Origin of the sequence: Tardiphaga sp. 42S5 (genome assembly GCF_034044155.1) — a bacterium.
Classification (GTDB): Bacteria; Pseudomonadota; Alphaproteobacteria; order Rhizobiales; family Xanthobacteraceae; genus Tardiphaga; species Tardiphaga robiniae.
Genome location: NZ_CP139027.1, coordinates 3,356,775 through 3,381,229, shown reverse-complemented (window position 1 = coordinate 3,381,229; position 24,455 = coordinate 3,356,775). Strand labels below are relative to the sequence as shown.

Here is a 24,455-nt window from a genome sequence, read left to right as displayed (position 1 = left end):
GTCTGGCGGGAGAGGGTCAGGGAGAGGGGGCGCGACATACGACGTCGCTTGTTGCGCCCTCTCCCGTCTCGAATGCACGATGTGCATTCGATCCACCCTCTCCCACTGCGCACGGCTTCGCCGTGCTGGGGGAGAGGGAAAGAAAGAATGCGAACTACACTTTCGTGCGCCGCGTCGGCTTCCGTCGCGCCGCCGGCTTTACCCGCGGCCTCGAAGCTAGCGCCTTGCGTTGCAACTGGTCGAGATGCGCCAGAAATTCTTTGAAAACGCTGAGATGATCCTTGCCCGCTTTGGTCTCCGGGCGGATCGAACGCATCACGTCGTGCAGACTGTCCATGGATGATCCCTTTCAGATGTCGTCGGTGTCGTCGCGCATGCGGTGGCGGCGATGTGCGCGGCGGTTGAAGCGCGCGAGCTGGCGCACGAATTCGTCGAAGCGGCGCGAGGCGCCGGCGAGTTCGCGCAGCGCGAACAGAGCCGCGGCGCTGGCCACGCTCGCCCACAGAAACAAAGCGAGATGCGCGAGGTCGCCGCGCTCGGTGAAGATTCGGATCAGGTCATCCATGGCGATTGTCACTTCCATCTAGCTTGCGCATCCGCTGCCGCGTTCACGCGTGCCGTCGAACCTTTCAGCCGATGCCGCCGACCAAGGGGAAACGCCGTCCCGCCCCTTTTGCCGAGCGCCCATGATGTCTGCGACACCGCCGCGGCGCCTGCCCCGCTTCCGCATGCTGGCTGTGGCCGCGCTGATCGCCGGCCTCGGCGCGACGCAGGTCACGGCCGCCACGCCGACACCGACAGGCCCGACAGGCGACTATGGCATCTGCATCGGCGACACCGACGACCGCGCCATTGCCGCCTGCACCCACGCCATCGCGCGCGATCACTATCGCGGCGCCGAACTGGCCATGCTGTATGTCAGCCGATCGGTCGGCTATCTGCTGGCGGGCGATGCGGATGCCGCCATTGCCGATGCCGATGCCGCGCTCCGGCACGATCCCGCGGAGGCCGTCGCATTCTGGAGCCGCGGCAGCGCCTGGCAGAACAAGAACGAGCCTGCGCGCGCCATTGCCGATTTCAGCGAAGCCCTTCGCCTCGATCCCGAAGATGCGTCGTCGCTGATCCAGCGCGGCATTGCCCGGGAAGCGATCGGCGATACCGCCGGCTGCGCCCGCGACATCGCCGAAGCCAGGCGCATCGATCCGGTGCTGACGGCACGCAAATATGTCAGGAAGTGACAGCGCTCAGGCGCTCCGGCGGGGCGCCCTGCAGCGCCGCGCATCGACATCCCTAGCGATCGCGGTGGACGTCCCAGTAATTGGTCACGCCTTCGTCGTGGTTCCTGCCGCTGGGCGGAGCCCGCGGCGTGTGCAGGAAAGCGCGATACAGAAACGCCAGAATCGCGACGATCAACAGCAGCGGCAAGATCCAGTCCGGCATCGGTGCATCCCCTCAGTCTGTCGTGGCGCCGAGCATCGCCGGTGTCACAGTCATGGCGATCACTCCGTCCGCGTCGCCGCCGCGCGGCGCAGGCGCCAGAACCACACCAGCAGCAACCCACCAGCACCGATGCCGACAAGACCACCGATCACCAGTGCCTGCACGCGCTCAGTGCCGGATGACGACAGTGCCACGACCGCGCCGGCCACGAGGCAGGTCGCTCCTACGGCGTCCCCGACCCATGGCCATCGCGCTGTCACCCAGCCCCAGACGAGTTCGGCAAAAAATTCGACGACGGTTTCGATGATCGAGGACATGCCAGCGTGCCGGTTCAGTTGCGTTGCCGGTTAGGCGTCGCGGCGCGGTCTTTGGTTCAAGAGGTCATATCCGCCTCAAGGCGCCGGCGGCGCGGTGATCTCGATCAGCTCTACCGGCCCGCCCGGCAGCGCGTCATCGAACACGCCGATCACCAGCCGGCCTGTCTTCCAGGCATAGGTGTCGAGATTGCTGCGGCCCTGTTTCAGCAGCGGCCCATCGGCATGGCGGTCATGGCCATGCACCACATGGCGCGCGCCCTCACCTGCGTCATGGCCGGACGCGTCATCATCCGCATAGCGCTTGGTCATCAGCAATACCGGATCCTGCTGCGCCAGCGGCAGCGCGGGATCGACGCCGGCATGGACATAGATGCGATGCGCATCGATGTGCCACAGCGGCCGGCCATCGAGCCAGTCGATGTCATGCACCGGCACATCGGCCACGTCGCCGCCATAGGAGGCCAGCGCGGTATCGCCGCCTTTCGTCATCCAGTTCGCCATCGCCACATCGCCGCGCAGCGCGGCGACCATCAGCGCATCGTGATTGCCCTTGAGCATCGCCAGCCGCAGGCTAGGCGCCACCCCTGCCCGCAGCCGCGCAATGACGCGGCGCGAGTCCGGCCCCTTGTCGACATAGTCGCCGAGCACAATGAGCGTGGCGTTTTCACCAGCCCGATGCGTCTCTATCTCAGCCAGCGCGCGATCCAGCAGATCGCGCCGGCCGTGCAGATCGGGGATGACGTAAGTGAGAGGCATCGCAATGATCCATCGTGTTGATTCGATTTTTCCACAGCGGCGTGCCGGGCATCATACACGCGCTCATGCGTGCAAAACATGGAGGCGATACCGAGACTACACCCTCACGATTGATCCAGCACAACTTGCAATCTTTATCATGTGTCAATCCGCCACGACACGCCCAAGCAGGACTTCAAGCGGATCGTCGCGCGCGAACTGGCTGCCTTCGAACAGAAGGAAAACGAAATGAATGCCAGCGAACGCCGCGACCGTGCCAGGGCGCTCGGCCTGCCGCTGGCGCTTGCACAGGCTTCGGACAGCGGCGCATCCGCGCCGCAGTAATCAACCCAGCCGATCCCCGCCCTCCACCGGCGCATAGCCTACCGCTTCGCGTTTCTCGTTCAGCGTCAGGAAGTCCGCGCTGCTGACGCGCTCCCACAGCGCGGTGCGATCGGCGGCGAGCGCATCCACGCGGTCGGTGTCGATCTCGATGCGAATGCCGTCGCCGAACGCGGGCGCCAGCCATTGCGCCAGCGCGTTGCCGGTGCGTGCCGCCAGCGGCAGCACGGTCTGGCGGAAGAACACCCGGTTGGCCTCCTGGAAATTCGCGAATGTGTTGTCGCCGGGAATCCCCAGCAGCATCGGCGGCACGCCGAAAGCCAGCGCAATCTCGCGCGCGGCATTGTGCTTGGCGTCGAGGAAATCCATGTCCTTCGGCGTCAGCGACATCGCCTTCCAGTCAAGCCCGCCTTCCAGCAGCAGCGGACGCCCGGCATTGGCGGCGCCCTGATAATTGCCCTCGAGTTCGCGCTTGAGGCGATCGAATTGCGGCTCGGACAGCACCGATCCCTCCGGTCCCGCATAGACCAGCGCCCCCGACGGCCGCGCCGCATTGTCGAGCAGCGCCTTGTTCCATTTCGACGAGGCGTTGTGGGTGTCGAGCGCGGTCGCGGCCGCGTCGATCGGCGCCAGACCATAGTGATCGTCGAGCGGATGAAAGAAGGTCAGATGCAGGATCGGCGGCACGCCCGACGCCTGCTGATCGAAGCGTACGCTGCGGCCGCCGACGCTGTAGTCATAGGCCTCGGCCCAGCCATCGCTGCCGGGCACGACTTTCATGCGATCCGGCCGCAGCGCGTAGAGTTCACGGACCTCATGCTGCCGCACCTCGTGCTGTCGCACCTGCGTGTCGAGCGTCACGGCTTCGACATAGGCATTGCCGGCGAGCAGCAGGTGCGCATAGAGCGTTTCGAAGAACACCCCGCCATCCTGCCGCGGGTTCGGCCGCGTCAGCAGCTGCGCCAGCGGATGCCCCTCGCGCTCCTGCGCGCGGTCGAAAACGAGGAAGCTGCACGCCGCCGCATTTTCGGCGATCAGCCGGACTGCACGGTGAACGATAGCATTGGAGAGATAGCCCTCGCGGGCGAGCGCCGCAAAATCCTTCGGCGTCCATCGCGCCCGCCCGCCCGCTTCAAATGCGAGCACGCGCGCGGTGCGCGACGCCTTTGCTTCGGGCGCCGCCAGATAGGCTTTCAAGCGATCTAACATGATATGATCCAATTCAACTGTGCACGGGACACGAAGTCACAACACCCTGATCCTTGGCCCATCCCCGCGCGGCACCAGCGCCAGCGAGGCGACCGCCCAGACCATGGCGTCGAGACGATCCGGCGAATGGCCAGACGACAGGCCCGAACTTGCGAAGTCGCACATCTCGTCTTCCAGCGCGGCAAAACTGCCGACATGTTTGACGCGGCCCTGCTCGTACAGGGTCGCCACCGGCTCGGCGCGCAGCCATTTGCCGCGCAAGGCGCGCACCGGCGTCACCGGCACGGTGTGGTCCACCTCGTTGATCACACTGCGCACCATCTCGCCGCCTTGGTTGACTTCCACCACCAGCGCGTCGGCCTCCAGCTTGCGCCACAGCGCGATGGCCTTGTTGGCCCAGGCTGTCGGCGTCACTGACGATACGGTGTCATCGGCCAGCACATAGACGATGCCGCCCTCGGCGATCCCCGCGGCAACGATGCCGCAGCAGTCTGCGCGCTTGCCGGACGACACCGGCGGATCAACCGCCACGACGATGCGCTGCAACGGCGGTGCCTCGCGCACGCGGCACCGTTCGAGCAGCCCCCGCGACCACAGCGCGTCAGGCCGATCCTCGATGATTTCGCCGTCGAGCTCCTGTCGGCCGAGCCGAGTGCCAGCATAGCGGCCCATCACACTCTGCAAGAATGTCGGCGCGAGATTGAATGCATTGACCACGGTTGCCGCGCGCGTCGTCACCGTCGTCGGATCGCCCATCAGGCGTTTGAGCAACGCCGTCGGCCGTGGCGTCGTGGTGATCATCTGCCGCGGCTGGCTGCCGAGCCGCAGCCCGAATTGCAGCATATCGAAAGCAGCTTCCGCATAGCGCCACTTCGCCATCTCGTCGGACCATGCGCAGGAGAATTGCGGGCCGCGCAGACTCTCGGGATCTTCCGCCGAGAACACCTGTGCGACGGCGCCGTTGCTCCATTCCAGCCGCTTGCGTGACGGCATCCAGACCGGGCGCTCGTGATCCGGATGGACACTGAGCAGCCCGGACACTCCCTCGATCATCACTTCACGCACGTCGTGTTCGGTTTCGCCAACAAGCGCAATGCGACGGGCTTTTTCGTGCGCTAGTGGCGCCTGACCGAGCGCCTGCGCACGCACCCATTCGGCACCGGCGCGTGTCTTGCCTGCGCCTCGTCCGCCAATCATGAGCCATGTCAGCCACGGCGCACCATTCGGCGCGATGTCAGGCGGCACCTGATGCGCATGCGCGAAGACATTCCAGCACTCACTCAGGAAGCCTCTCTCGCCCTGCGTCATTCCCGTCGACAGGAATTGGCGGTCGCCCGCCAGGCCGTCTTGCAAGACGTTCAGCAATGCGTCGACGGAGTTCGTCGAGGTCTCGGGGGCGGTCGTCATCTTCGGCGGGCCTCTGTTCGTTGCCGCCCTGCACTTTCTTCAGTTCGGTCAATGTGCGCGCCAGGGAAGCCAGCGTGCGGGCGCGGCGCTCGGCCTCTGTGCGCAACGCTTCATTCAAGCGCCGGCGACCAACGATCTTCTGGATCGAATCGAGTTCGCGTTCGATGGCATGGGTAACGCGATCGGTCAGCGGCGCATCAGGCGGCAAATCATTGAACCGATCGACGGCCGTTCGCCGTCTTGCACGCGGAGCGCTGGACCGCTTCTTGGTAACAGCTTTCATTGCGGCCGGTCGCTTCTTGATTTGAGTTGGAGGTATATCAACTTCAGCAGCGGATGCTGGTTTCGGCCTCCCCGGTCCGGCGAAGATTGTCGTTGCCGCAATCGTCCTCTTCCGGGCCGCCACGCTGGCCCGGATTTTTTCAGCGGCTGCTTCCATGGTGGCCGGGTCAACGGCGCTCCATGTTTTCTGTGAATTCTTTACTTTCGAGTTCTTGGAGCTCTTCTTCGCCGCCCTTGGTTTCCGCGCGGCCTTCACAACGACAGCAGCCCGCGCCGGCTTTCTCGCCGGGCGGGTTATTGGCTTTCTGACCATGTTGGGAACTCGTTGCTGTTGTCAGTCGATCGTGCCGGACGGACGGAAACTGACCGGCGAATCGCCGAAACCGATCACGTCCTGAAGAACACAAACCAGACCACGCCGAGGATCAACACAGCGAGGCCGAGGCTGATCGCCAAAAGCGCGAGGATCGACGGGCCCGGTTCGGCCTGGCGTGCCTCCGTCGCGGATTCGACGATCTGCTCTTTTTGCTTGGTTGCCGAATTCCTGATTATCATGGCACCCTCGTTTCGCTTGCTGTTGGATGCCGATGAGATTCCTTGCGGCACCGTATGGAAAGCAACGCGGGATTTGGATCGATGTTCCGGGTATTCACTGCCACATCGGGTTGAACAGCGACGGCGCAGCTTCGCCGCCAATCAACAGCGGCGTTTCCTGCGAACCCAATTGTGGAGCATGCCGCAAACCTACTTCGACAGCGCAACGCTGTCAAGGCTAAAAATCCTATAATTTGAATTTAGTCCTTAAATCGGAATTTTGTCCACGCGATCAACGCACTGGCTATCGTAGCGACTGCGACCACGCCGCTCCCGGCGCTCCGGTGATCTTGCCGGGATAGTCGATATTGACCACGCAATTGCCGCGCAGCTCGGCCGCGGCCTGCAGGCATTGTTGATAGTCGAAGAACCGGCAGATCTGCGGCACACTCCCTGGCCCACGAGGGCCGCCGGTCAACACGCAGAACGGCGGAATACCGGAACGGGCCGCGACCGAGGGCCGCGCCTGCGCAGAATCCACAGCCGGCAACGACGCCGACGCGATGGTAATCGCAGCCACAGCCCATACGAGCCCGCGAATCCTTGTTGTCATCGATGCGTCCTTCACGAGCGGGCGATCACTCACCGCGCGCGCCGACGACGTTGTGGCGCCGGTTCCGTGGCAGCTCCAGCGCGATACTCGACATTGCCCACGCAGTTGCCTCGCGTACCGACGGCAGCATTGATGCATTGCTGGTAGTCAGAAAAGATGCAGTTGCTCACATAGGAGGATTCGCCGTTGGCGCCACTCTGGGCGATGCAGAATTGCGCACCAGCCGCCGAGGCCGGCGTCGCTCCCGCGAGGACGAATGCCGCAAATCCCAAACCGGCGAATGCCGAAAGCTTCAAACGCGGATTCAATGTCATGATGGTCATCCATATGAAAATGCGCAGGCTCAAGGCCGCGCACGATCATATAGGTAACAGCACTGCAATCGATAGGACATTCACGGCATTGCGTTCCGACAAGACAGCCACGCCTCTTGTCGATTGCAGCGGCGGCGCGCCCGGCACCGGCCGGTCTTCACTGCCCTATTTCAGCGACGCATTCACGGCGGCGTAGCGCCCGTTCAGCGTGGTGCCGAGGCCCTGCACCGCGACGATGATCGCGAGACTGATGCCAGCAGCGATCAGCGCATATTCGATGGCGGTGGCGCCGGCTTCGTCGCGCAAAAACTTCGAAATCAAACGTCGCATCAGTGTCCCCAATCGCAGCCGTGGAATTCTTCCGGGCTATTCCCATCAATATGAAGGACAACCTAGACGGCAGAGGTTGCGGGAAGGTTCATCAACAGGCTCAATTATGAATTGATGAAATGGTAGTCATCTACGACAAGGAGCCAGCTTGGAGACCGAAAACCTATGCCGTACTCAACCTCCGTGGATGCCCCACACAGATATTTAACCATGGCCACACAATTTCGTCGGCTCCACACCAATTGGTTGCATGCTGCCTGTACGTTCGCGCGAAGCGAATGCCCATGAGGACCATTCATGCAACAGCTTCCACGAATGCAATCCGACCCTGGTCGGAGGAGCGCGCTGTCAGAGCAGCGTGAGGAGGAGCTTCTCACCCGTAGCCGGCTTGAGTTGGCTCTGAACAACATGAGCCAGGGCCTGCTCATGTTCGATGCGTCAGCACGGCTTGTGATCTGCAACGAGCGTTACATTCAAATGTACGGTCTCTCGCCCAAGGTGGTGAAGCCCGGCTGCACGTTGAGCGAGCTTATCCATCATCGCAAGAAGACGGGATCGTTTTCGGGAGATCCGGAGCAATACTGTGCCAGCATTCTGGACAGAATTGCGCAGGGACAGACAACCAGCGTACTCGTCGACACGGCCGATGGCCACACGATGCATGTTGTGGATCGGCCGATGGCCGGCGGCGGATGGGTCGCGACGCACGAGGACGTCAGCAAGCGACAGCAGGCGGAAGCCCGGGTCGCGTACATGGCGCATCACGACGCGCTGACCAACCTGCCGAACCGTGTGCTGTTCCGCGAGCGGCTTGAGCAGGCGACCAACTGGATTGCGCGCGGAGAACACCTGGCGGTACTTTACCTCGACCTCGACAATTTCAAGAACATCAACGATACGCTCGGGCACCCGATCGGCGACGAGCTCCTCAAAGCCGTGGCAGGCCGGCTGCTTGGCAACGTCAGGGCCATAGATGCGGTGGCCCGTCTAGGTGGTGATGAATTTGCGATCGTTCAAACCAAGATTGGAACACCGTCGGATGCTGCAGAGCTCGCGACCCGCATTCGCGAAGTCATCGTGGCGCCCTATGAGCTTTCGGATCACCACATTGTCGTCGATACCAGCATTGGCATTGCGATCTCACCCCATGACGGTGTCGATCCGGACCAGTTATTGAAGAACGCGGACATGGCTCTTTACGGGGCGAAAGCCGGCGGACGCGGCACCTACCGGTTTTTCGAACCGGAAATGAATGCGCGCATGACGGCGCGGCGTAACCTTGAGCTTGATCTGCGCAAGGCACTCGTTCGCGGCGAGTTCGAGTTGTATTATCAGCCGCTCGTCGATATTGCCCGCGATGAAATCTGCGGGTGCGAGGCGCTGCTGCGCTGGCATCATCCCGAACGTGGCATGGTCCCGCCTTCCGAATTCATTCCGGTCGCGGAAGAGACCGGTCTCATCACCCGGCTCGGCGAATGGGTCATCCGAACAGCCTGTGCTGAAGCGGCGACATGGCCGAATGACGTCAGAGTTGCCGTCAACGTCTCGCCGGTTCAGTTCAAGAGCCTGAATCTGCTGCAGGTGATCATTAGTGCACTGGCCGCAACCGGGCTTCCGGCCCACCGACTGGAAATCGAGATCACGGAAACGCTGCTGATGCAGCAAACCGAGGCGATACTCGCCTGCCTGCATCAGCTGCACGAACTTGGAGTGCGGATCGCGATGGACGATTTTGGCACGGGATACTCCTCGCTGAGTTATCTGCGGAGCTTTCCCTTCGACAAGATCAAGATCGATCAATCCTTCATCAAAAGTCTTTCGGATAAAGAGGACTCGGTTGCCATCGTGCGAGCCGTCACCGGGCTTGCCAGCAGTTTCCGCATGACCACCACCGCTGAAGGCGTCGAAACGCAGCAGCAGCGAGACCTCGTCGCGGCATTGGGTTGCACCGAGATGCAGGGGTTCCTGTTCAGCCACCCGAAAACTGCAAAAGACCTAGCCCGACTGTTCAGTTCACGAGCAAAACGAACAGTCCGCGTAGCTTAGCAGGCCGCTTTCGCGGGGAACGGTGAGGTGTCGTGTTTGCCAAATCTTGCAGAGTTGGCCGGAAACGATCGCGGATGCAATGCTCTGCGAGGTCAGCGAGAAGATCGTGGTTGCGCCAGTGGCAGAGAATTTCTGAACCAACGCAGGGAGGCACCCTATTCCGAAGCCAGTGATGGCTTGGCCTTTGCCGGCCCTGCCAGCAGGCGTTCTTCCATCAGCAGCAGGAATAGCGTCGACAGCGCCAGCAGAGCTGCCGCGGCTTCGAACACGTAGCGGAAGGCGCTGACCATATCGCTGGCCGCGATCGGATGCGTGCTGGCGGCATGTTCGCCTGAGATCGAGATGTCCGTGCCCAACGCCATCAACAAAATGGTGGTGAATGCAGCAACGGTGAACGACGCCATCAGCGCGCGGAAGAAGTTCATCGCGCCGGTGGCGGTGCCGATCTGCGGCCGCGGCACGGCGTTCTGGATCGAGACGAGACTGACGGGAAACACCGTGCCAAGCCCGATGGAGAACAGGCCGAGCATCGTCAGCAGCGCCCACAGTGGCAACGGCGTCATCAGCGCCAGCAGCAGACCCATCAGCGCCGACATGGCGGTGCCGGCGATCGCCACGCGCTTGTAGTGTTTCGCCTTTGTCATCATGTGGCCGGCAAAGGCCGCGCCGCCGACCGACACCGCCGCGATGGGAATCAGCGCGACGCCGGCCTCGCCTGCAGTGAGGCCGTAGACGACTTCGTAATAGAGGGGCATGTGCACGGTCAGCCCGAGCATCGCGCCCATCGCGCAGCCGCCTGCGGCCATCGCGAAAGGCACCACCGAGCCCGACATCAGCGGCAACGGCAGGAACGGCTCGTCGTGATGGATCGCATGCCAGATGAAGGCGAAAGCCATCACCGCTGCGGCGCCGATCATCGCGACGATGGTCGGCGACGCCCACGAGAACTTGGTGCCGCCCCATGTCAGCACCAGCATGAAGACAACCGCCGAGGCCATCAGCAGCATGCCGCCCAGCCAGTCGACCTTGCGGCGGCGATGAAACACGGGAAGCTTCTTCATCTTCGGCAGCAACAGCGCCAGCGATCCCACACCGAGCGGAATATTGATCCAGAAAATCATCGACCAGTGCAGGTGCTCGGCGAACAGCCCGCCGATGATCGGGCCGCCGATGCCGGCCGCCACCCACACGCCGCTGAAATAAGCCTGATACTGGCCGCGCTCACGCGGCGACACCACGTCGGAAATCACCACCTGCACGATGGGCAGGATGCCGCCGCCGCCAAGGCCCTGCAAAGCGCGCGCGATAATGAGCACGATCATGTTCGGCGCCAATGCGCAGAGGATCGAGCCGACCATGAACAGCGACATCGCGGTGATGATCATCGCGCGACGGCCATAGATATCGCTGAGCGTGCCGAACACCGGCGCCACCGCGGTCGATGCCAGCAGATAGGCGGTGATCACCCAGGACAGATTGTTCACGTCGGCGAATTGCCGACCGATGGTCGGCAGCGCGGTGGCGACGATGGTCTGGTCGAGCGCTGCCAGGAACATGGTCAGCAGCAGGCTCATCAGGATGGTACGAACTTCCGCGGGCGTGAGCGGCGCCTTCACGATAACAGGCGCGTCGCTGGGTTCGATCACTTCTGTGGGGATCCGCGACAGTTCCTGCGCGATCTCATCCGACAGGACCGCATCCGACGGCATTTCCTCGGGCAATACCTGATCATCGGCCGCTGACCGGCTCTGTCGTTCGATCTTGTTCATGAAACTTCGAATTCAAAGGACTTGGGGTAACGCTAAGAGGTCATTCGGCGCGGTATCGCACACAGACTCTCTTTGGAAGAAATCTATTCCCCTACCCCATGCAGCAACAGGTATTTCCTTGCATGGGAGCGTCCCGCGCCGATCATCAGGCCATTTGCGCGCGTGATCGGACACCGCGCGCCGCGGATTCTACGCCGGCCGCTTCTTCAGCTTCGCCTTGCGCGGCAGCAGCGCCGGCCAGGTCACGATGTGATCCTGCAGCTCGTCGTCGGAGATCGTGTCCTCGCTGCCCTCGACCCGCCCGCGGACCGATACGCCGGCCTCGTGGACCGTCTCCCGACTGCCCGAGATCAGCGGATGCCACCAGTAGAGATCTCGCCCCTCGGCCGCGAGCTTGTAGCCACAGCTCGGCGGCAGCCAGCTCAGGGTGCGGACATTGTCCGGGGTCAGCCGCACGCAATCGGGAACATGGTCGGAGCGGTTCGGATAATCCTTGCAGGTGCAGAGGCCAGCATCGAGCAATCGGCACGACACATGGGTGTAATAGATCTTGCCGGTATCCTCGTCTTCCAGCTTTTCCAGGCAGCAGCGCCCGCAGCCGTCGCACAGGCTTTCCCACTCGGCGCCGGACATCTCTTCCAACGTCTTGGTTTTCCAGAACATTCCCGCTTGTAGCGAGGGACGTGGCGGTCGGGCTGTCATGCGACTTTCTTGCGTCAGGCCTGTATCAGGCTTGCGGCGAAGCGCCCTTCTAGGAGCTGCCATGCCGGCTCTGCAAGCAACATCGTGATGATGGCTTCGCAAACAAGGGCAAAACCCCGGATGTCGTTAGCCCTGCCACGCAAATTCCGAGCGATGCCATTGGTTTATCAGCCATGCTCGGCTAGAACTTGGCGAGTCTTCCGGTGCCTCGCCGTGCCGCTGGATAGCCGTAATATGTCCGCAAGACATCCACACGCGTCGCAAGCGCGACGCAAGAATACCGCAACAAACCAAGGGCCCCCGTGCCTCAGATCGTGCCATCCCGTTGGAAGACCAAATTCCGGCATTTCCTGCTGGATCTGGATGCGCGCATCGATTCCGGCCTGTTCTCGTCCGGCCGCGGCACCCGCGAACTCTGGGAACGCTACTCGACCTTCATGGACCGCTTCTATGTCGGTCGCTGGAAGCGCTGGGTGTTCATCGAGCCGCTGTCGGAAATGGCTACCATCGGCCTCGGCGGTCTCATCCTCATGCTCGCTTTGGCGCAGCCGGCGTTTCGCGAAACCGCCGACGAGGACTGGCTGAAGAAATCCGACCTCGCGGTCACGTTCCTCGATCGTTACGGCAATCCGATCGGCAGCCGTGGCATCAAGCACAACGACTCGATCCCGCTGGAAGACTTCCCGGACAACCTGATCAAGGCCACCCTGGCCACCGAGGACCGCCGCTTCTACGATCATTTCGGCATCGACATCGCCGGCACCGCCCGCGCATTGGTGACCAATGCGCAGGCCGGCGGCGTGCGCCAGGGCGGTTCATCGCTGACGCAGCAGCTCGCGAAAAATCTGTTCCTGTCCAACGAGCGCACCATCGAGCGCAAGGTCAACGAAGCGTTCCTGGCGATCTGGCTGGAAACCCGCCTGACCAAGAACGAAATTCTGAAGCTCTATCTCGACCGCGCTTACATGGGCGGCGGCACTTTCGGCGTCGACGGCGCAGCGCATTTCTATTTCAACAAATCCGCGCGCGACGTGAATCTTGCAGAAGCCGCGATGCTCGCCGGCCTGTTCAAGGCGCCGACCAAATACGCGCCGCATATCAACCTGCCCGCTGCCCGCGCCCGCGCCAACGTGGTGCTCGACAACCTCGTCGATGCCGGCTTCATGACCGAAGGTCAGGTGTTCGGTGCGCGGCGCAATCCCGCGGTCGCCGTCGATCGCCGCCAGGAAATCTCGCCGAACTACTATCTCGACTGGGCCTTCGATGAGATGCGCAAGCTCGTCGATACATTCCCGAAATCCTATGTCGAACGCGTTTTCGTGGTCCGCACCGCCATCGACATGAATGTGCAGCGCGCCGCCGAAGCCGCCGTGGAAAACCAGCTTCGCCAGTTCGGCCGCGACTATCATGCGACGCAGGCCGCCACGGTGGTGTCGGACCTCGAAGGCGGCGTCCGCGCCATGGTGGGCGGACGCGACTATGGTGCAAGCCAGTTCAACCGCGCGGTGGACGCGATGCGCCAGCCCGGTTCATCGTTCAAGCCCTATGTCTACACGACGGCGCTGCTCAACGGTTACAAGCCGACCTCAATCATCCTCGACGGTCCGGTCTGTATCGGCAACTGGTGCCCGCAGAACTACGGCCACTCCTATTCCGGCAATGTGACCCTGACGCAGGCCATCACCCGTTCGATCAACGTCGTGCCGGTGAAGATCTCCATTGCACTCGGCAAGGGCGCGCAGAACCCAGCCAAGGCCGGCCGCGTCAAGATCGTGGAGACCGCGCGCCGCTTCGGCATCACGGCGCCGCTGCTCGATACGCCGTCGCTGCCGATCGGCTCCACCGAAGTCACCGTGCTCGAACACGCCGTCGCCTATGCGACTTTCCCGAACAAGGGGCGCTCGTCGAAGCCACATGCAGTGCTGGAAGTCCGTACCGGCGCGGGCGACCTCGTCTGGCGGTTCGACCGCGATGGTCCGAAACAGTTGCAGGCCATCCCCGCCTCCGTCGCCTCCGATATGGCCGGCATGATGAGCCACGTGGTCAGCGAAGGCACCGCGCGCCGCGCGGCGCTGGACGGCATTCCGACAGCAGGCAAGACGGGCACCACGAATGCGTATCGCGACGCCTGGTTCGTCGGCTACACCGGCAACTTCAGCTGCGCAGTCTGGTACGGCAATGACGACTACTCACCGACCAACCGCATGACCGGCGGCTCGCTGCCGGCGCAGACATGGCACGACATCATGGTCGCAGCCCATCAGGGCATCGAGATCAAGGAAATCTCGGGTGTCGGCGCCGGGACCAAGAATCCTGCCGCAGCCGCCTCATCCGTGATGGCCGCCAACGCGCAGGACGCCAAGCCCGGCCCGCCGCCGGTGCTGACGCGCCGCGGCACCGACGTCCTGCTGCGTGTCGAGAAGCTGCTCGACGACGCCGGCAAGACCGCCGGCCGCACATCGTCCAACGAACCGTTGAAGCCTCGCGCCTCCTCCGCGCTGGCCTTCCCCGAGAGCTACGCGTTGGCGAATGATGCACCGGATGCCAAAACGACCACATCCGCAACCGCCCCCGCGTCGCGCAAGAACTGAAGCTGCTATCATGACGGTGCGCACGTGCGGCTGATCTTCCTCACGCTTCTGGCGCTCGCGATCGCCACTGCTGTCGGTCTCGGCCTGACCTGGACCACCGCGACCCGCGGCACCGACCTTGGCACACTCACCATCGGTGCATGGACTGCGCGCCCGCGCACCGGCACCAGCGAGATCGATCCCTATGCGCGTGCGTCCATTGCACGATCGGGCGAATTGCCGATCGGCACGGGCGACGGCGTCACCTTCACTGCCACCACCGACGACAAGAAAAAGCCGCTGGACGGTCGCTGCGATATCGTCGTGTCAGGCGTGACACCGGCGGCACGCTTCTGGACGCTCTCGCTCTATGACACCAAGGGCCGTCTGGTGCCCAACACATTGCAGCGCTACGGCTTCACCAGCCAGGAAGTGGTGCGCAATGCCGACGGCGCGTTCGAGATCCGCATCGCTGCACGCTCGCGCGCGGGCAACTGGCTGCCGACATCAGCGCTGGAACGCTATGTGTTGATGCTGCGGCTGTACGATACGCCGGTTGGCGTTGCCACCCGGACGCAGAAAGACGCACCGATGCCCGCCATCGCCACGGTGAGCTGCCCATGATCCGGCTGATGTTCGCCCTCATCGGTGGTGTCGTGCTTGGCGGCATCGTGCATCTTGTCAGCGTGCTGGCGCTGCCGCGTATCGCGACGCAGGACGCCTATTCGCGCCTCGCTTCGGTGACGAAAGAAAATGCGGTGACAGCATTGCCGCAGACCGAGCCGGCCAATGCGCTGCTGCCATTCATGGACCCGGCCTTCGCCATGGCGGTCTGCCGCTACGATCTGGCCAAAGGACCGATCAAGCTCACCGTGCCGGTCAGCCAGTCCTACACGTCGGTGTCGTTCTATACCCGCAGCGACGTCGCTTATTACGCGATCAACGACCGCTCCGCCGGCCGCCGCGTCATCGAGCTGGATCTGATGACCGAGGCGCAGCACGAAGCCCTGCCCGAGGAAGAGGATGTCACGTCCGCCGACCGCCTCATCATCGACTCGCCGACCGCGACCGGCCTGATCGTGCTGAAGGCGCTCGCCGCCGAACCCGGCCTGATGACCCAGGCCCAGGCATCCCTCGCCGCATCGAATTGTCGGGTGCAGACCGATCCGCCGGCTGCGCCGGTGAAGGGCAAGCGCTGAGCGCTCGCTATCCCGTTGCCAGCGGCGTGCCGATATCCGCCACGAGCTTCACGAGATCGGCCTGCCGTGACCTGCCGGTCTTGGCGTAGATCCGGTTAAGATGTGTCTTCAGCGTATTCTCTGAGATCCCAAGCAAAGTAGCAGTCTGGGATGGGTTGAGCCCCTTTCCGGCGCTCACCAGCACGCGCGCTTCGGCGGGCGTGAGCTCGAACAGCGTCGTCAACACGGCTTCCGGCATTGGAGAGGCCGAGGTCGTTGTCGAGACGAAGACGGCCGCACATGCGGGGCGGAAAGCGGCGCGCGCCGTACCTGCGGTCAAAGGCAAGACATAGGCGACCGCGGGCGGTTGTCCTGCTGCCGACACTGGCAAGCCAATGCCTTTGGCGCCGAGCGAAAGGTCCGAGGCAGCACTGGCGATCGCCTGCAGCAAGGCATCGCCCATCACTGCATTCTGTGCCTGAATGGTTCGCCCCTGACGCAGGATCGGACCGTCCGTTGCGAACATGCGTTCGGCACTTGCATTGGCATGGAGCACCGATCCGGCCGCGTCGGTCAACACGACGGGCACCGCGAGGTTCTCAAGCGATTCACGAAACAGCTGCGCCGTCACGCGCACGTCATCGAGCAGGTCGCTGATCATCGCGGTCCTGCGCAAATGCGGAGACAGCAAGGTCAGAAACCGTTGATCCTCGGCAGATACGGCTGCCCTCTCCGCCCATGTCGTGCAGCCAAGCAGACCGATGCGATCCGGCGTGTGAACGAATTTGACGATACTTCCTTCGCGCAGTCCTTGCGGGCCGGCCCAATTGCGAAAGAACGCGGTCTGCCGTAATTCACTTTCGGGCATCAGCGAGAGCGTCGATACAGGCGTATCGATATCGCCGACCACGGCAGCTTTCAGGCCCGGAATATCGTCGAAACTATAGTCCTGCAGCGCGCGCATGCGCTCGGCATCCCAGGGCGATTGGGCAGCAAACCGGCCGTGATTGTCCGATGTGCCTGCCAGGGCGATCGTCGTGTAAGCCGCATCCATCACCTGCGTGATGCGGGTGAGAACACTCGACCATCCCTCACGGTTCAGAACGCAATCGTAGATATCTCCGATGATTGAGGAGAGTACGTCATTGTCGACAACGTCCATGAACATTCCAAATCCGTGATGGCGCGCGCTCTGGTGTGGCAGGGCGAGATCGAAGTCAATTTCCGGACGCGCACACGCAGCATATTTTACCACATCATACTTCGGGGTGACGACACGGAATCCTGCAACGCTTAGCAGTGGCGATGGCGACCCTCGACTTTTCGGGGGCGCGAATGAGCGGCTTGCTTGTCCGGCGGGCCCGCACGTCTGGAAGTCACGTCTCGAAGTACTGGAGATCTCGATGTCGAAATCCGTTAAGTTGGCCTGCGTGATCGGCTGCGTTCTGCTTGTGTCAACGCCCGCGCTAACCGCGGACAATCTCGCTCAACCGCACTACAAGGCGGCAGTGTCCCCACAAATCGTGACATGGACAGGCGCCTATATCGGCGCCACCTTGGGCTATGGCTGGACCGAAAGTGCGTCCACCATTACGGCCATCGACACGATCATCACGCCATTTTTCCTGTCGCAGGGCACGATGCCCCGGTCGCTTAATTCCCGCTTCGATGGATTCATCGGTGGCGCTGAAATCGGTTACAACTGGCAGATCGACCGTTGGGTAACAGGTCTGGAAACAGACTTGTCCTATTCGAAAATGGGCGCGAGCATCACCTATTACGCCCCGGAGATTGGTGCCAATCCGGAAACCCTGACCAGCCATAACACCGAGCTGAGCTGGTTTGGTACCGCGCGTGCACGATTGGGCTATCTGGTGACACCGGAGACATTGTTCTTCGCTACCGGCGGTCTGGCCTACGGCCACGTGAAAGTCTCGTCCACTCTTGTGCCGGAGCCGACATTCCCATGTGCGCGGAACGCTCTCTGCTCCGCAGGGTCTGCATCGGAGACACGGATCGGCTGGGCGATCGGCGGCGGCATGGAATCGAAGATCGCATCGAACTGGACCGCGAAGGTCGAATATCTGCATTTCGATCTCGGAACGATCAGCGATACGACCTTGAGCAAGGCCACCTTCGCGGCCTGGCCAGGAAAACCGATCATGGGCGTTAATTCGAACATCACCGGCAATATCGTCCGCATCGGCGTGAATTATCAGCTGTAAGACGACCTCGGCCGTGACGTTTTCCGCATGGAAAACGTCCAGGGAGCCCTCTGGCGTAATCTGCGTGCAATCTCCCGCAGCGAAGCTCCGCATCCATCGTCGACCCACGAATCGGCGCGAATGCGGGGCCTCCATGCAACACGACCAAGAGCCGTCCAATACGGCCGTCAGCTATTTCCTGTCCCTGATCTGGTGGCCGCTGCTGTATTTCGGGGCGTTGCTCGGTGCCGGCATGGCCTTTGCCAGCGATGCGCCGCTGTTCTGGTTCAATATCGTCTATGCCGCGCTGTTTCTCGCCATCGTCGCCCTCGAACGCATGACGCCGCATCGTGAGGAGTGGCTGGAGCACGACGGCGAAGCGCTCAACGATATCGGGCATACGCTGCTGACCAAGGGCACGGCGCAACTGGCTGTCGCGGCCACCGCAATCGCTCCAATGGCGATGGCCACCCTGACGCGCGCTGACGATCACGCCTCGCATCTGTGGCCGACACAGTGGCCGCTGATCGCGCAGGTCGTGCTGGCGCTGGTGATTGCCGAATTCGGGCTCTACTGGTCACACCGGATCGCGCATGAAAACCTGTTCTTCTGGCGCTTCCATGCGCTTCATCACAGCGTGGTCCGGCTCTGGGTCGTGAACACCGGACGCTTCCACGTGATCGACTCGCTGATCAAGATGGCGCTCAGCCAGGCGCCGCTCTACCTGCTCGATGCGCCGCTGCCGGTCTTCCTCTGGGTCGGCGCCGTGACCGCCATCACGGGCCTCCTGACCCATTGCAATGTGGAGACGCGCACGGCGCTGTTCGATCCGATCTTTGCGACGCCAAAACTGCATCGCTGGCATCATTCGAAGACGCTGAAGGAAGGCAACAGCAACTATTGCGAGAACATCATGGTGTGGGACCATGTGTTCGGCACCTATCTCAATCCCGCCAAGGCGTCGCCGGATCGGCTCGGCATCAGCGGCAAGGTTGCACCGGATTTTCTGGGCCAGATCGTGCAGCCGTTTTCGCGCAAGGGTGCGCGGCAGATTCTTGGCCGCCAGACCGTGCCGGACGATCAGGTGAAGCCAGAGGAAAAGTCCGACGCCGTAGCGCGGATTAGCGAAGCGTAATCCGCCCTACACTTCCAGCCCTACACGTCCAGCTATCCGCCGACCTGGAGCACCTTGCCGGGGCGAACCGGCGAGATGCTGCCCGCCATGGCCGTGGTCTGCGCTGCCAATTCGCCGATCAGCATGTCGGCCCCCGATGCCATGCCATCGGGGGCGTGGATCACCATGCGTTCCAGCGCCCACTTGTATGACGAGACCCGGCGCTGCAGACATTGCTCGACCCACTGCACAATCAGCGCGTTCTCATCCATGCGTGCGACGGCGTCGGCGCGCTCCTTCGGCTCCAGCGCCGACACCAGTTTCAGGCTGGCATTGCGTTTGCGGTCCAGCTCGACGACCTTTGCCGCCGTCGCATAAAACGCTTCGAAACGCAGGATGTCGTCGCGCGCGTCGTCCATCAGCACGCTATAGCGGGACGTATGCGAGCGATGCGGCTCGTCGATCAGCAGCCGGCCATAGGCCGTGCGATCATAGGTCACGTTCTGCCGCCATGGCGATGCGATCGGCTTGTAGTCGCCGAACACGCTCTTCCAGAGGGGGCGCGAATGTGGCGACTCGATCAGCGGATAAGCGAGATCGCGCATCTGGCGTTCGAGGTCGGTGAGCTGGAATTCTGACGACTTCAGGCCGACGCTACCGGTCGCCTCGACGCCGATCCAGCGATGCATGTCATCGGTCACCGCATTGTTGCGGGTACGGCCGAAATCGCCGCCGGCACAGCCGCCGAGCGTGCTGCCGATCAACGTCGCAAGTATGAAACACGGCGCAAGAAACGACGTCTTGCGCCAAAGCCGTATCCGGTTCGGATGGGATATCGCCGACATCAGAACAGATCCGGGGTCAGGAACGGGCGCGGCGCTTGCGGCGGCGTCCCGGCGCAGTGCCCTCTTCCGGGCCGCTGCGACCATTGCTGTCGTCGATCTGACGCTCGATTCGGATCACCGGCAGGATCAGGATTTCTGCGGAGGTTTCGCGGGGAGACGGCGCCACATTCACGCCCAGCCGTCGCGCTGCCGCATCCGCCGGGAACTTGATGATGGTGCTCATTATCCAGTCTCTCCGCGCCGCTTCGCCCGTTTTGCCGACGCACGGTCATTAAGGACATTCATGGTTAACAGCATGTTAACGCCGCCATGCCGCCATATGCTGGCCGCCTTGAGGAACATGATTGGGCGTCGCAGCATTGACCAAAAGTGGAATGACATAGGGACGCATTTATCATGAGCGACATCGTTGGAACCCTGATGGAACGCTCCCATTCTACGGACTGGAAATTCCGCATGCGCTGCCCGCGCTGCGGCTCGTCGATCTCCGACATTCAGACCAAGCCGTCCTGCGTGAACTATAACTGCGACTACAGCGATGCCGGATTCCCGGTTGTCGATGGGCAGCCGGTGCTCATTGACTTCGAGTCCAGCGTGTTCGACCGCCGCCTGTATCATCGCGACAATGGCTCGGTGATGCCGCGGGACGTCGCCGGCCAATCGATCGGTACGCGCCTGCATCGCTTCACGTTTGGTGAAAATCCTGTCGCGGCTAAGAACTGCGAGAAATTCCTCGACCTTCTCAAGCAGGAGACTGCGAGACCCGTCGTGCTCGTTGTCGGCGGTGGCACCGTCGGCTCCGGGGCGGACTGCCTCTATGATGATCCGGATGTCGAAGTCGTCGGAACCGACGTGTTCTCCACCGACAACACCGTGCTGGTCGCCGACGCGCACAGACTGCCATTCGAGGATGCGACCTTCGATGGGGTCTGGATTCAGGCTGTGCTTGAGCACGTTCTGGAGCCGGCCACCGTCGCGGCCGAAATCCATCGGGTGCTGCGCCAGAACGGCATTGTCTATGCCGAGACGCCCTTCATGCAGCAGGTGCACGAACGCGCCTATGACTTCTCGCGCTTTACCCAGAGCGGTCATCGCTGGCTGTTCAAGAAATTCACCGAGATCGATGCCGGAGCCGTCAGCGGCGCCGGTATCGGCCTGCTCTGGTCGATCCGGTATTTTTCACGCACGCTGGGCGCCGGCGACAAATTCTCGCGCCTCTTCACCCTGCCCTTCTTCTGGCTGCGCTACTTCGATCGCCTCGGCCGCTCGCGTGCCCGCGCCGACGCGGCGTCAGGCGTGTATTTCATGGGCCGCCGGGCCGAACGGGCCATCAGGCCGCGCGAGATGCCGCGCTACTACAACGCCCAGGCCTGAAGCGACTCGTCGGAATCAGATCTGCCTCGGCCAGAGGCCCATGGTTAAACACATATTAATGCGTTCGCGATAATTTGAGGCAAGGTTCCCTTAGTAAGCGTATGCCATGCCTGCCTCACCTCCGATGTTTCCGGGCTTTGACGGATTGCTGACGCTCTCGCGTCGCGAAGGTGTGGACGTGCGACCGACCTTACTGCGTGTGCTGACGGATCTTTATGTCCAGGCGCCGAACCATACGATCGACGAAGAGAAGCAGTTCGTCGAACTCACCGCGCGTCTGATCGATCAGGTCGACGATGCCACCCGCGCCGCGGTGCGCGCGCGGCTGTCGATCTATCCGAACACCCCGCGCGCGATCCTCAACCGGCTCAATCTGCGCCCGACCGAACCCGGCCAATCGGTGCCGCTCGCGCAGCCCATTTCCGCCGCAGAATCTCCCGCGCCGACCGTGAAGCAGCCGAGCGAAGCGCAGATGCGTGTCGCCGCCAATATGGCCATGGCACCCAGGGACGCCTCCGAGATCAGTACGCTGTTCTTTGCCGCGTCGAGCAGCGAGCGTGCGCAGATCCTGCATAACCTCGCCGAAACGCCGCTGCGATCCTCCGCCCGGATCCCGCAAGCGCGCGCCGCACGCGCCATGCACATTCTTGAAATGGCCGCCTTCGCCGAAGACCGCGACAACTTTGCGCGCGAGCTGAGCGAATCCCTGATGCTGCCTGCCGCCATTGCCGAACAGGTCGTCAGCGATCCCGGCGGCGAGCCGCTTGCCTGCTGCGCCAAGGCGCTCGGCATGCGGAGCGACATCTTCCAGCGCGTGTTGCTGTTCCTCAATCCGGAATTCGGCACCTCGGTCACCAATGTCTACCGGATCGCGCGCATGTATGACGTGCTGAGCGAGCGCTCGGCACTGATCATGGTGGCCGCCTGGCGCGGCGCGCATATGGCCGCGACGCGCGCCAAGTTCCGCCCCGCGCTCTATGACGACGAACGCCAGCGCGCGCGGCCAAGCACGCCGCAGGCACGGCCGGGCGTGCAGCCGGGCGAGGATATCACGCGCGTGACGCGGAACTCGTCGGGGCGCTAGAGCCGATCGACATTCAGGATTCCCAAGAGGTTCAATCGCTGATTCATAGGGCTCCATGATTTGCACGGAGCAAGTGATGGGGGCGAAGCGCTACGAATTGAATGAGGCGCAGTGGGTGAAGATTTCTCCGCTGCTGCCGGGCAAGGCTGGCGACGCAGGACGCACAGCGACTGATAACCGCCTATTCGTGAACGGCTGTTTGTGGGTTCTGCGCTCGGGTGCGCATTGGTGCGACCTGCCGGAACGGTACGGCAAGTGGAAGACGGTACATCGGCGGTTCAGCCGCTGGTGCCATGCCGGGGTCTGGGAACGCGTGTTCACAGCCCTGACGGCAGACCGGGATAATCAGTATCTGATGATCGACAGCACCATCGTTCGCGCTCACCAGCAGGCTGCGGGCGGAAAAGGGGGGCTAAAGATCAGGCGCTGGGGCGTTCCCGAGGTGGACTGACCACGAAGATCCATATGCTGGCCGATACACTTGGTCGCCCGCTCCGCTTCATCATCACAGCCGGACAGGCTGGCGACGTCACCCAGGCGCCTGCCTTGCTCCACGACCAGGCCGGCGAAGCCGTGCTTGCCGACAAGGCCTATGACAGCAACGCGCTACGCGCGATCATCGCCGATATGGGGGCAACAGCGGTCATCCCGTCCAACCGAACCCGCAAGGTCATCATTCCGCACGACATCAACGTCTACAAGCAGCGCAATCGGATCGAGCGCTGCTTCTGCCGACTCAAACACTTCCGGCGCTTCGCCACACGCTATGACAGACGAACCTCGCACTTTGCTGGCTTCATCCACCTCGCCGCAGCAATGATCTGGAACCAATGAATGTCGATCGGCCCTAGCCCTTCGCCAATTCGAGAAAATGCCGTCCGGCCTTGTCCTCGGTCTCGACGATCCAGACGTCGGGATCGAACGAGATCTCCTTCTGCAGACGCTCTTCGATCTTGCGTTCCTCGACGGGCTGCGGCGGTGAGGCTGCGAAGACGCGATCGACAGGGCGGCTCTCGTCATAGGCGGTTTGCGGCGCCGGCGTGTAGAGCATCGCCGTGCCATCCAGCAGCGCGACCTTCACGAACACGGCGCCCGCTTCCTCCGCACCACGACGGCGCACGGCGCCGAACACGCCTTCGGTCTGGCAGCGGCGCAGATAGGCGGCCACCCATATTGCTGATTTCAATCGTGACATCGCTTGATTATTCCAGAGAGAGCGAAAACGCGAGGCGACCCATTTACCGGGGGCGAAGCCTGAAATGCTTCATTGACGCGACGCTGCTTTATAGTATTATGACTATAGAGCGCAACGTCGCCTGGCATCAATATCAGAATGTCACCCACCGACATACCCTTGGAATTCGTAGGGTCGTCGAAAGACGATCTTTCAGAATTTCCGGTGCCCGTGAAGGTATGCATTGGTTTTGCTCTGCGTGCGGCCCAGAAAGGCAAGAAGCACCCGGATGCGAAGCCTTTGAAAGGCTTCCACGGCGCAGGCGTTGTGGAGATCGTCTCTGATTTTGATGGCGATACGTTTCGCGCGGTCTACACCATCAAACTGAAGGGCATGGTCTACGTTCTCCACGCGTTTCAGAAGAAGTCGAAATCCGGGATCCAGACCCCTAAGACCGAGATTGACCTGATCAAATCCCGTCTAAAAGACGCAATGGCGCTTTACGAAGAAGCCATGGAGAGCAGCAATGAAAAAGCCAGCAAGCACAAAGAGCAGCGGCAACGTATTCGCCGACCTCGGCCTGCCAAACGCTGATGAGCATCTCATCAAGGCAGAGATCGTTCTCGGCATTGCCGCACGCATCAAAAGCAAAGGGCTAACTCAGGCACAGGCGTCCAAGCTGATTGGCCTTGCCCAGCCCGACGTCTCCAAGCTGCTGCGCGGGCAGTTCAGCGGCTACTCTTATGAGCGCCTGTTTGGATTTCTCGTTGCCCTCGGCGAGCGCGTCAAAATCGAGGTGTCGGACGCGAAGACGAAGAAGCAGGCACGCGTCGAACTCGAAATGTCGTGAACCGCATCGCCGGGCCAGCAGC

Annotated in this window: 31 protein-coding genes; 13 read left to right on the top strand and 18 right to left on the bottom strand. The window is 62.4% G+C overall.

All coding sequences use genetic code 11. The annotated features are described in order from the left end of the window. Nucleotides 1-154 precede the first annotated feature (154 nt). A complete protein-coding gene (locus tag SFY93_RS15560) occupies nt 155-337 on the bottom strand; it encodes a hypothetical protein (protein ID WP_320443749.1) in 183 nt (60 codons plus the stop codon). A gap of 12 nt (nt 338-349) precedes the next feature. Next, entirely contained in the window at nt 350-565 is a 216-nt protein-coding gene (locus SFY93_RS15555) for a hypothetical protein (protein WP_089267037.1), read from the bottom strand. Between the two features lie 121 nt (nt 566-686). Between SFY93_RS15555 and SFY93_RS15550 the strand changes: the two genes are divergently transcribed. After that, entirely contained in the window at nt 687-1,238 is a 552-nt protein-coding gene (locus tag SFY93_RS15550; protein WP_320443748.1) for a tetratricopeptide repeat protein, read from the top strand. A gap of 52 nt (nt 1,239-1,290) precedes the next feature. Here the strand turns inward: SFY93_RS15550 and SFY93_RS15545 are convergent, their stop codons facing one another. From SFY93_RS15545 to SFY93_RS15535, 3 genes are all read right to left on the bottom strand, one after another. Further along, nucleotides 1,291-1,440 (bottom strand): hypothetical protein, encoded by a 150-nt coding sequence (locus SFY93_RS15545; RefSeq protein ID WP_320443747.1) that lies wholly within the window; start codon nt 1,438-1,440, stop codon nt 1,291-1,293. A gap of 59 nt (nt 1,441-1,499) precedes the next feature. Next, nucleotides 1,500-1,757 carry a hypothetical protein gene (locus SFY93_RS15540; RefSeq protein ID WP_089267034.1) on the bottom strand — a complete coding sequence of 86 codons (258 nt, stop codon included), beginning with the start codon at nt 1,755-1,757 and terminating at the stop codon, nt 1,500-1,502. Nucleotides 1,758-1,832: 75 nt separating this feature from the next. Continuing rightward, the gene (locus SFY93_RS15535; RefSeq protein WP_320443746.1) at nt 1,833-2,513 is read right to left on the bottom strand and encodes a metallophosphoesterase; all 681 of its coding nucleotides are present in this window, start codon (nt 2,511-2,513) and stop codon (nt 1,833-1,835) included. A 141-nt stretch (nt 2,514-2,654) separates the two neighbouring features. On the opposite strand from SFY93_RS15535, the gene SFY93_RS15530 reads away from it, so the two are divergent. Continuing rightward, nucleotides 2,655-2,837, top strand: a complete 183-nt coding sequence (locus SFY93_RS15530; RefSeq protein WP_320443745.1) for a hypothetical protein — start codon at nt 2,655-2,657, stop codon at nt 2,835-2,837. Here SFY93_RS15530 and SFY93_RS15525 read toward each other — a convergent pair whose 3' ends face one another. From SFY93_RS15525 to SFY93_RS15495, 7 genes are all read right to left on the bottom strand, one after another. Beyond that, nucleotides 2,838-4,043, bottom strand: a complete 1,206-nt coding sequence (locus tag SFY93_RS15525) for a phage portal protein (protein ID WP_320443744.1) — start codon at nt 4,041-4,043, stop codon at nt 2,838-2,840. Nucleotides 4,044-4,079: 36 nt separating this feature from the next. Beyond that, on the bottom strand, nt 4,080-5,351 hold the full coding sequence (locus SFY93_RS15520; protein WP_320447780.1) for a DNA-packaging protein: 1,272 nt from the start codon (nt 5,349-5,351) through the stop codon (nt 4,080-4,082). After that, nucleotides 5,320-6,045: a hypothetical protein gene (locus SFY93_RS15515; RefSeq protein ID WP_320443743.1), complete on the bottom strand. Its 726-nt coding sequence runs from the start codon at nt 6,043-6,045 to the stop codon at nt 5,320-5,322. The genes SFY93_RS15520 and SFY93_RS15515 overlap by 32 nt, the downstream gene beginning before the upstream one ends. A gap of 74 nt (nt 6,046-6,119) precedes the next feature. Beyond that, a complete protein-coding gene (locus SFY93_RS15510; protein WP_176454703.1) occupies nt 6,120-6,287 on the bottom strand; it encodes a hypothetical protein in 168 nt (55 codons plus the stop codon). Between the two features lie 283 nt (nt 6,288-6,570). Next, complete coding sequence (locus SFY93_RS15505) at nt 6,571-6,879, bottom strand: hypothetical protein (RefSeq protein ID WP_320443742.1); 309 nt, start codon at nt 6,877-6,879, stop codon at nt 6,571-6,573. A 29-nt stretch (nt 6,880-6,908) separates the two neighbouring features. Continuing rightward, nucleotides 6,909-7,193 carry a DUF3551 domain-containing protein gene (locus tag SFY93_RS15500; RefSeq protein WP_320443741.1) on the bottom strand — a complete coding sequence of 95 codons (285 nt, stop codon included), beginning with the start codon at nt 7,191-7,193 and terminating at the stop codon, nt 6,909-6,911. Between the two features lie 165 nt (nt 7,194-7,358). Then, the gene (locus SFY93_RS15495) at nt 7,359-7,523 is read right to left on the bottom strand and encodes a Flp family type IVb pilin (RefSeq protein WP_320443740.1); all 165 of its coding nucleotides are present in this window, start codon (nt 7,521-7,523) and stop codon (nt 7,359-7,361) included. A 297-nt stretch (nt 7,524-7,820) separates the two neighbouring features. Between SFY93_RS15495 and SFY93_RS15490 the strand changes: the two genes are divergently transcribed. After that, a complete protein-coding gene (locus SFY93_RS15490; RefSeq protein WP_320443739.1) occupies nt 7,821-9,569 on the top strand; it encodes a putative bifunctional diguanylate cyclase/phosphodiesterase in 1,749 nt (582 codons plus the stop codon). Nucleotides 9,570-9,724: 155 nt separating this feature from the next. On the opposite strand, the gene SFY93_RS15485 is transcribed toward SFY93_RS15490, so the two are convergent. Together SFY93_RS15485 and SFY93_RS15480 are read right to left on the bottom strand one after the other, a co-directional pair. Beyond that, nucleotides 9,725-11,338 (bottom strand): MDR family MFS transporter, encoded by a 1,614-nt coding sequence (locus SFY93_RS15485; protein WP_320443738.1) that lies wholly within the window; start codon nt 11,336-11,338, stop codon nt 9,725-9,727. A 189-nt stretch (nt 11,339-11,527) separates the two neighbouring features. After that, nucleotides 11,528-12,040, bottom strand: a complete 513-nt coding sequence (locus SFY93_RS15480) for a YcgN family cysteine cluster protein (protein ID WP_320443737.1) — start codon at nt 12,038-12,040, stop codon at nt 11,528-11,530. Nucleotides 12,041-12,342: 302 nt separating this feature from the next. Between SFY93_RS15480 and SFY93_RS15475 the strand changes: the two genes are divergently transcribed. From SFY93_RS15475 to SFY93_RS15465, 3 genes are read left to right on the top strand one after another with little or no spacing between them, the layout of a single operon-like run. Next, on the top strand, nt 12,343-14,631 hold the full coding sequence (locus tag SFY93_RS15475) for a transglycosylase domain-containing protein (protein ID WP_320443736.1): 2,289 nt from the start codon (nt 12,343-12,345) through the stop codon (nt 14,629-14,631). Between the two features lie 24 nt (nt 14,632-14,655). After that, the gene (locus SFY93_RS15470) at nt 14,656-15,234 is read left to right on the top strand and encodes a DUF1214 domain-containing protein (protein WP_068730494.1); all 579 of its coding nucleotides are present in this window, start codon (nt 14,656-14,658) and stop codon (nt 15,232-15,234) included. Continuing rightward, nucleotides 15,231-15,809, top strand: a complete 579-nt coding sequence (locus tag SFY93_RS15465) for a DUF1254 domain-containing protein (protein ID WP_320443735.1) — start codon at nt 15,231-15,233, stop codon at nt 15,807-15,809. Before SFY93_RS15470 ends, SFY93_RS15465 begins: the two co-directional genes overlap by 4 nt. Nucleotides 15,810-15,816: 7 nt before the next feature. Here SFY93_RS15465 and SFY93_RS15460 read toward each other — a convergent pair whose 3' ends face one another. Next, a complete protein-coding gene (locus SFY93_RS15460) occupies nt 15,817-16,950 on the bottom strand; it encodes a helix-turn-helix transcriptional regulator (RefSeq protein ID WP_320443734.1) in 1,134 nt (377 codons plus the stop codon). 241 nt (nt 16,951-17,191) lie between these two features. Between SFY93_RS15460 and SFY93_RS15455 the strand changes: the two genes are divergently transcribed. Together SFY93_RS15455 and SFY93_RS15450 are read left to right on the top strand one after the other, a co-directional pair. Next, complete coding sequence (locus tag SFY93_RS15455; RefSeq protein ID WP_320443733.1) at nt 17,192-18,013, top strand: outer membrane protein; 822 nt, start codon at nt 17,192-17,194, stop codon at nt 18,011-18,013. Between the two features lie 133 nt (nt 18,014-18,146). Beyond that, complete coding sequence (locus tag SFY93_RS15450) at nt 18,147-19,127, top strand: ornithine lipid hydroxylase OlsE (protein WP_320443732.1); 981 nt, start codon at nt 18,147-18,149, stop codon at nt 19,125-19,127. A 32-nt stretch (nt 19,128-19,159) separates the two neighbouring features. Here the strand turns inward: SFY93_RS15450 and SFY93_RS15445 are convergent, their stop codons facing one another. After that, complete coding sequence (locus SFY93_RS15445) at nt 19,160-19,951, bottom strand: hypothetical protein (protein ID WP_320443731.1); 792 nt, start codon at nt 19,949-19,951, stop codon at nt 19,160-19,162. A 16-nt stretch (nt 19,952-19,967) separates the two neighbouring features. Beyond that, nucleotides 19,968-20,174 (bottom strand): hypothetical protein, encoded by a 207-nt coding sequence (locus SFY93_RS15440; RefSeq protein WP_320443730.1) that lies wholly within the window; start codon nt 20,172-20,174, stop codon nt 19,968-19,970. Nucleotides 20,175-20,347: 173 nt separating this feature from the next. Between SFY93_RS15440 and SFY93_RS15435 the strand changes: the two genes are divergently transcribed. The 3 genes from SFY93_RS15435 to SFY93_RS15425 all read left to right on the top strand — a co-directional run bounded on the left by SFY93_RS15435 (nt 20,348) and on the right by SFY93_RS15425 (nt 23,243). After that, nucleotides 20,348-21,325 (top strand): class I SAM-dependent methyltransferase, encoded by a 978-nt coding sequence (locus tag SFY93_RS15435; protein WP_320443729.1) that lies wholly within the window; start codon nt 20,348-20,350, stop codon nt 21,323-21,325. 106 nt (nt 21,326-21,431) lie between these two features. After that, nucleotides 21,432-22,409 carry a DUF2336 domain-containing protein gene (locus tag SFY93_RS15430; protein ID WP_320443728.1) on the top strand — a complete coding sequence of 326 codons (978 nt, stop codon included), beginning with the start codon at nt 21,432-21,434 and terminating at the stop codon, nt 22,407-22,409. Nucleotides 22,410-22,485: 76 nt separating this feature from the next. Next, nucleotides 22,486-23,243, top strand: a protein-coding gene (locus SFY93_RS15425; protein ID WP_320443727.1) for an IS5 family transposase whose coding sequence is annotated in 2 segments (ribosomal slippage) — nt 22,486-22,828 and nt 22,828-23,243 — 759 coding nt in all. Because the reading frame shifts where the segments join, the coding sequence is not laid out codon by codon here. Nucleotides 23,244-23,256: 13 nt separating this feature from the next. Here SFY93_RS15425 and SFY93_RS15420 read toward each other — a convergent pair. Continuing rightward, nucleotides 23,257-23,604: a DUF1491 family protein gene (locus SFY93_RS15420; protein WP_089267018.1), complete on the bottom strand. Its 348-nt coding sequence runs from the start codon at nt 23,602-23,604 to the stop codon at nt 23,257-23,259. Nucleotides 23,605-23,742: 138 nt separating this feature from the next. Here SFY93_RS15420 and SFY93_RS15415 point away from each other — a divergent pair, with 138 nt between their 5' ends. Next, nucleotides 23,743-24,177 carry a type II toxin-antitoxin system RelE/ParE family toxin gene (locus SFY93_RS15415; protein WP_320443726.1) on the top strand — a complete coding sequence of 145 codons (435 nt, stop codon included), beginning with the start codon at nt 23,743-23,745 and terminating at the stop codon, nt 24,175-24,177. Next, nucleotides 24,110-24,433 carry a helix-turn-helix domain-containing protein gene (locus SFY93_RS15410; protein ID WP_089267016.1) on the top strand — a complete coding sequence of 108 codons (324 nt, stop codon included), beginning with the start codon at nt 24,110-24,112 and terminating at the stop codon, nt 24,431-24,433. The genes SFY93_RS15415 and SFY93_RS15410 overlap by 68 nt, the downstream gene beginning before the upstream one ends. The last annotated feature ends 22 nt before the right edge of the window (nt 24,434-24,455 follow it).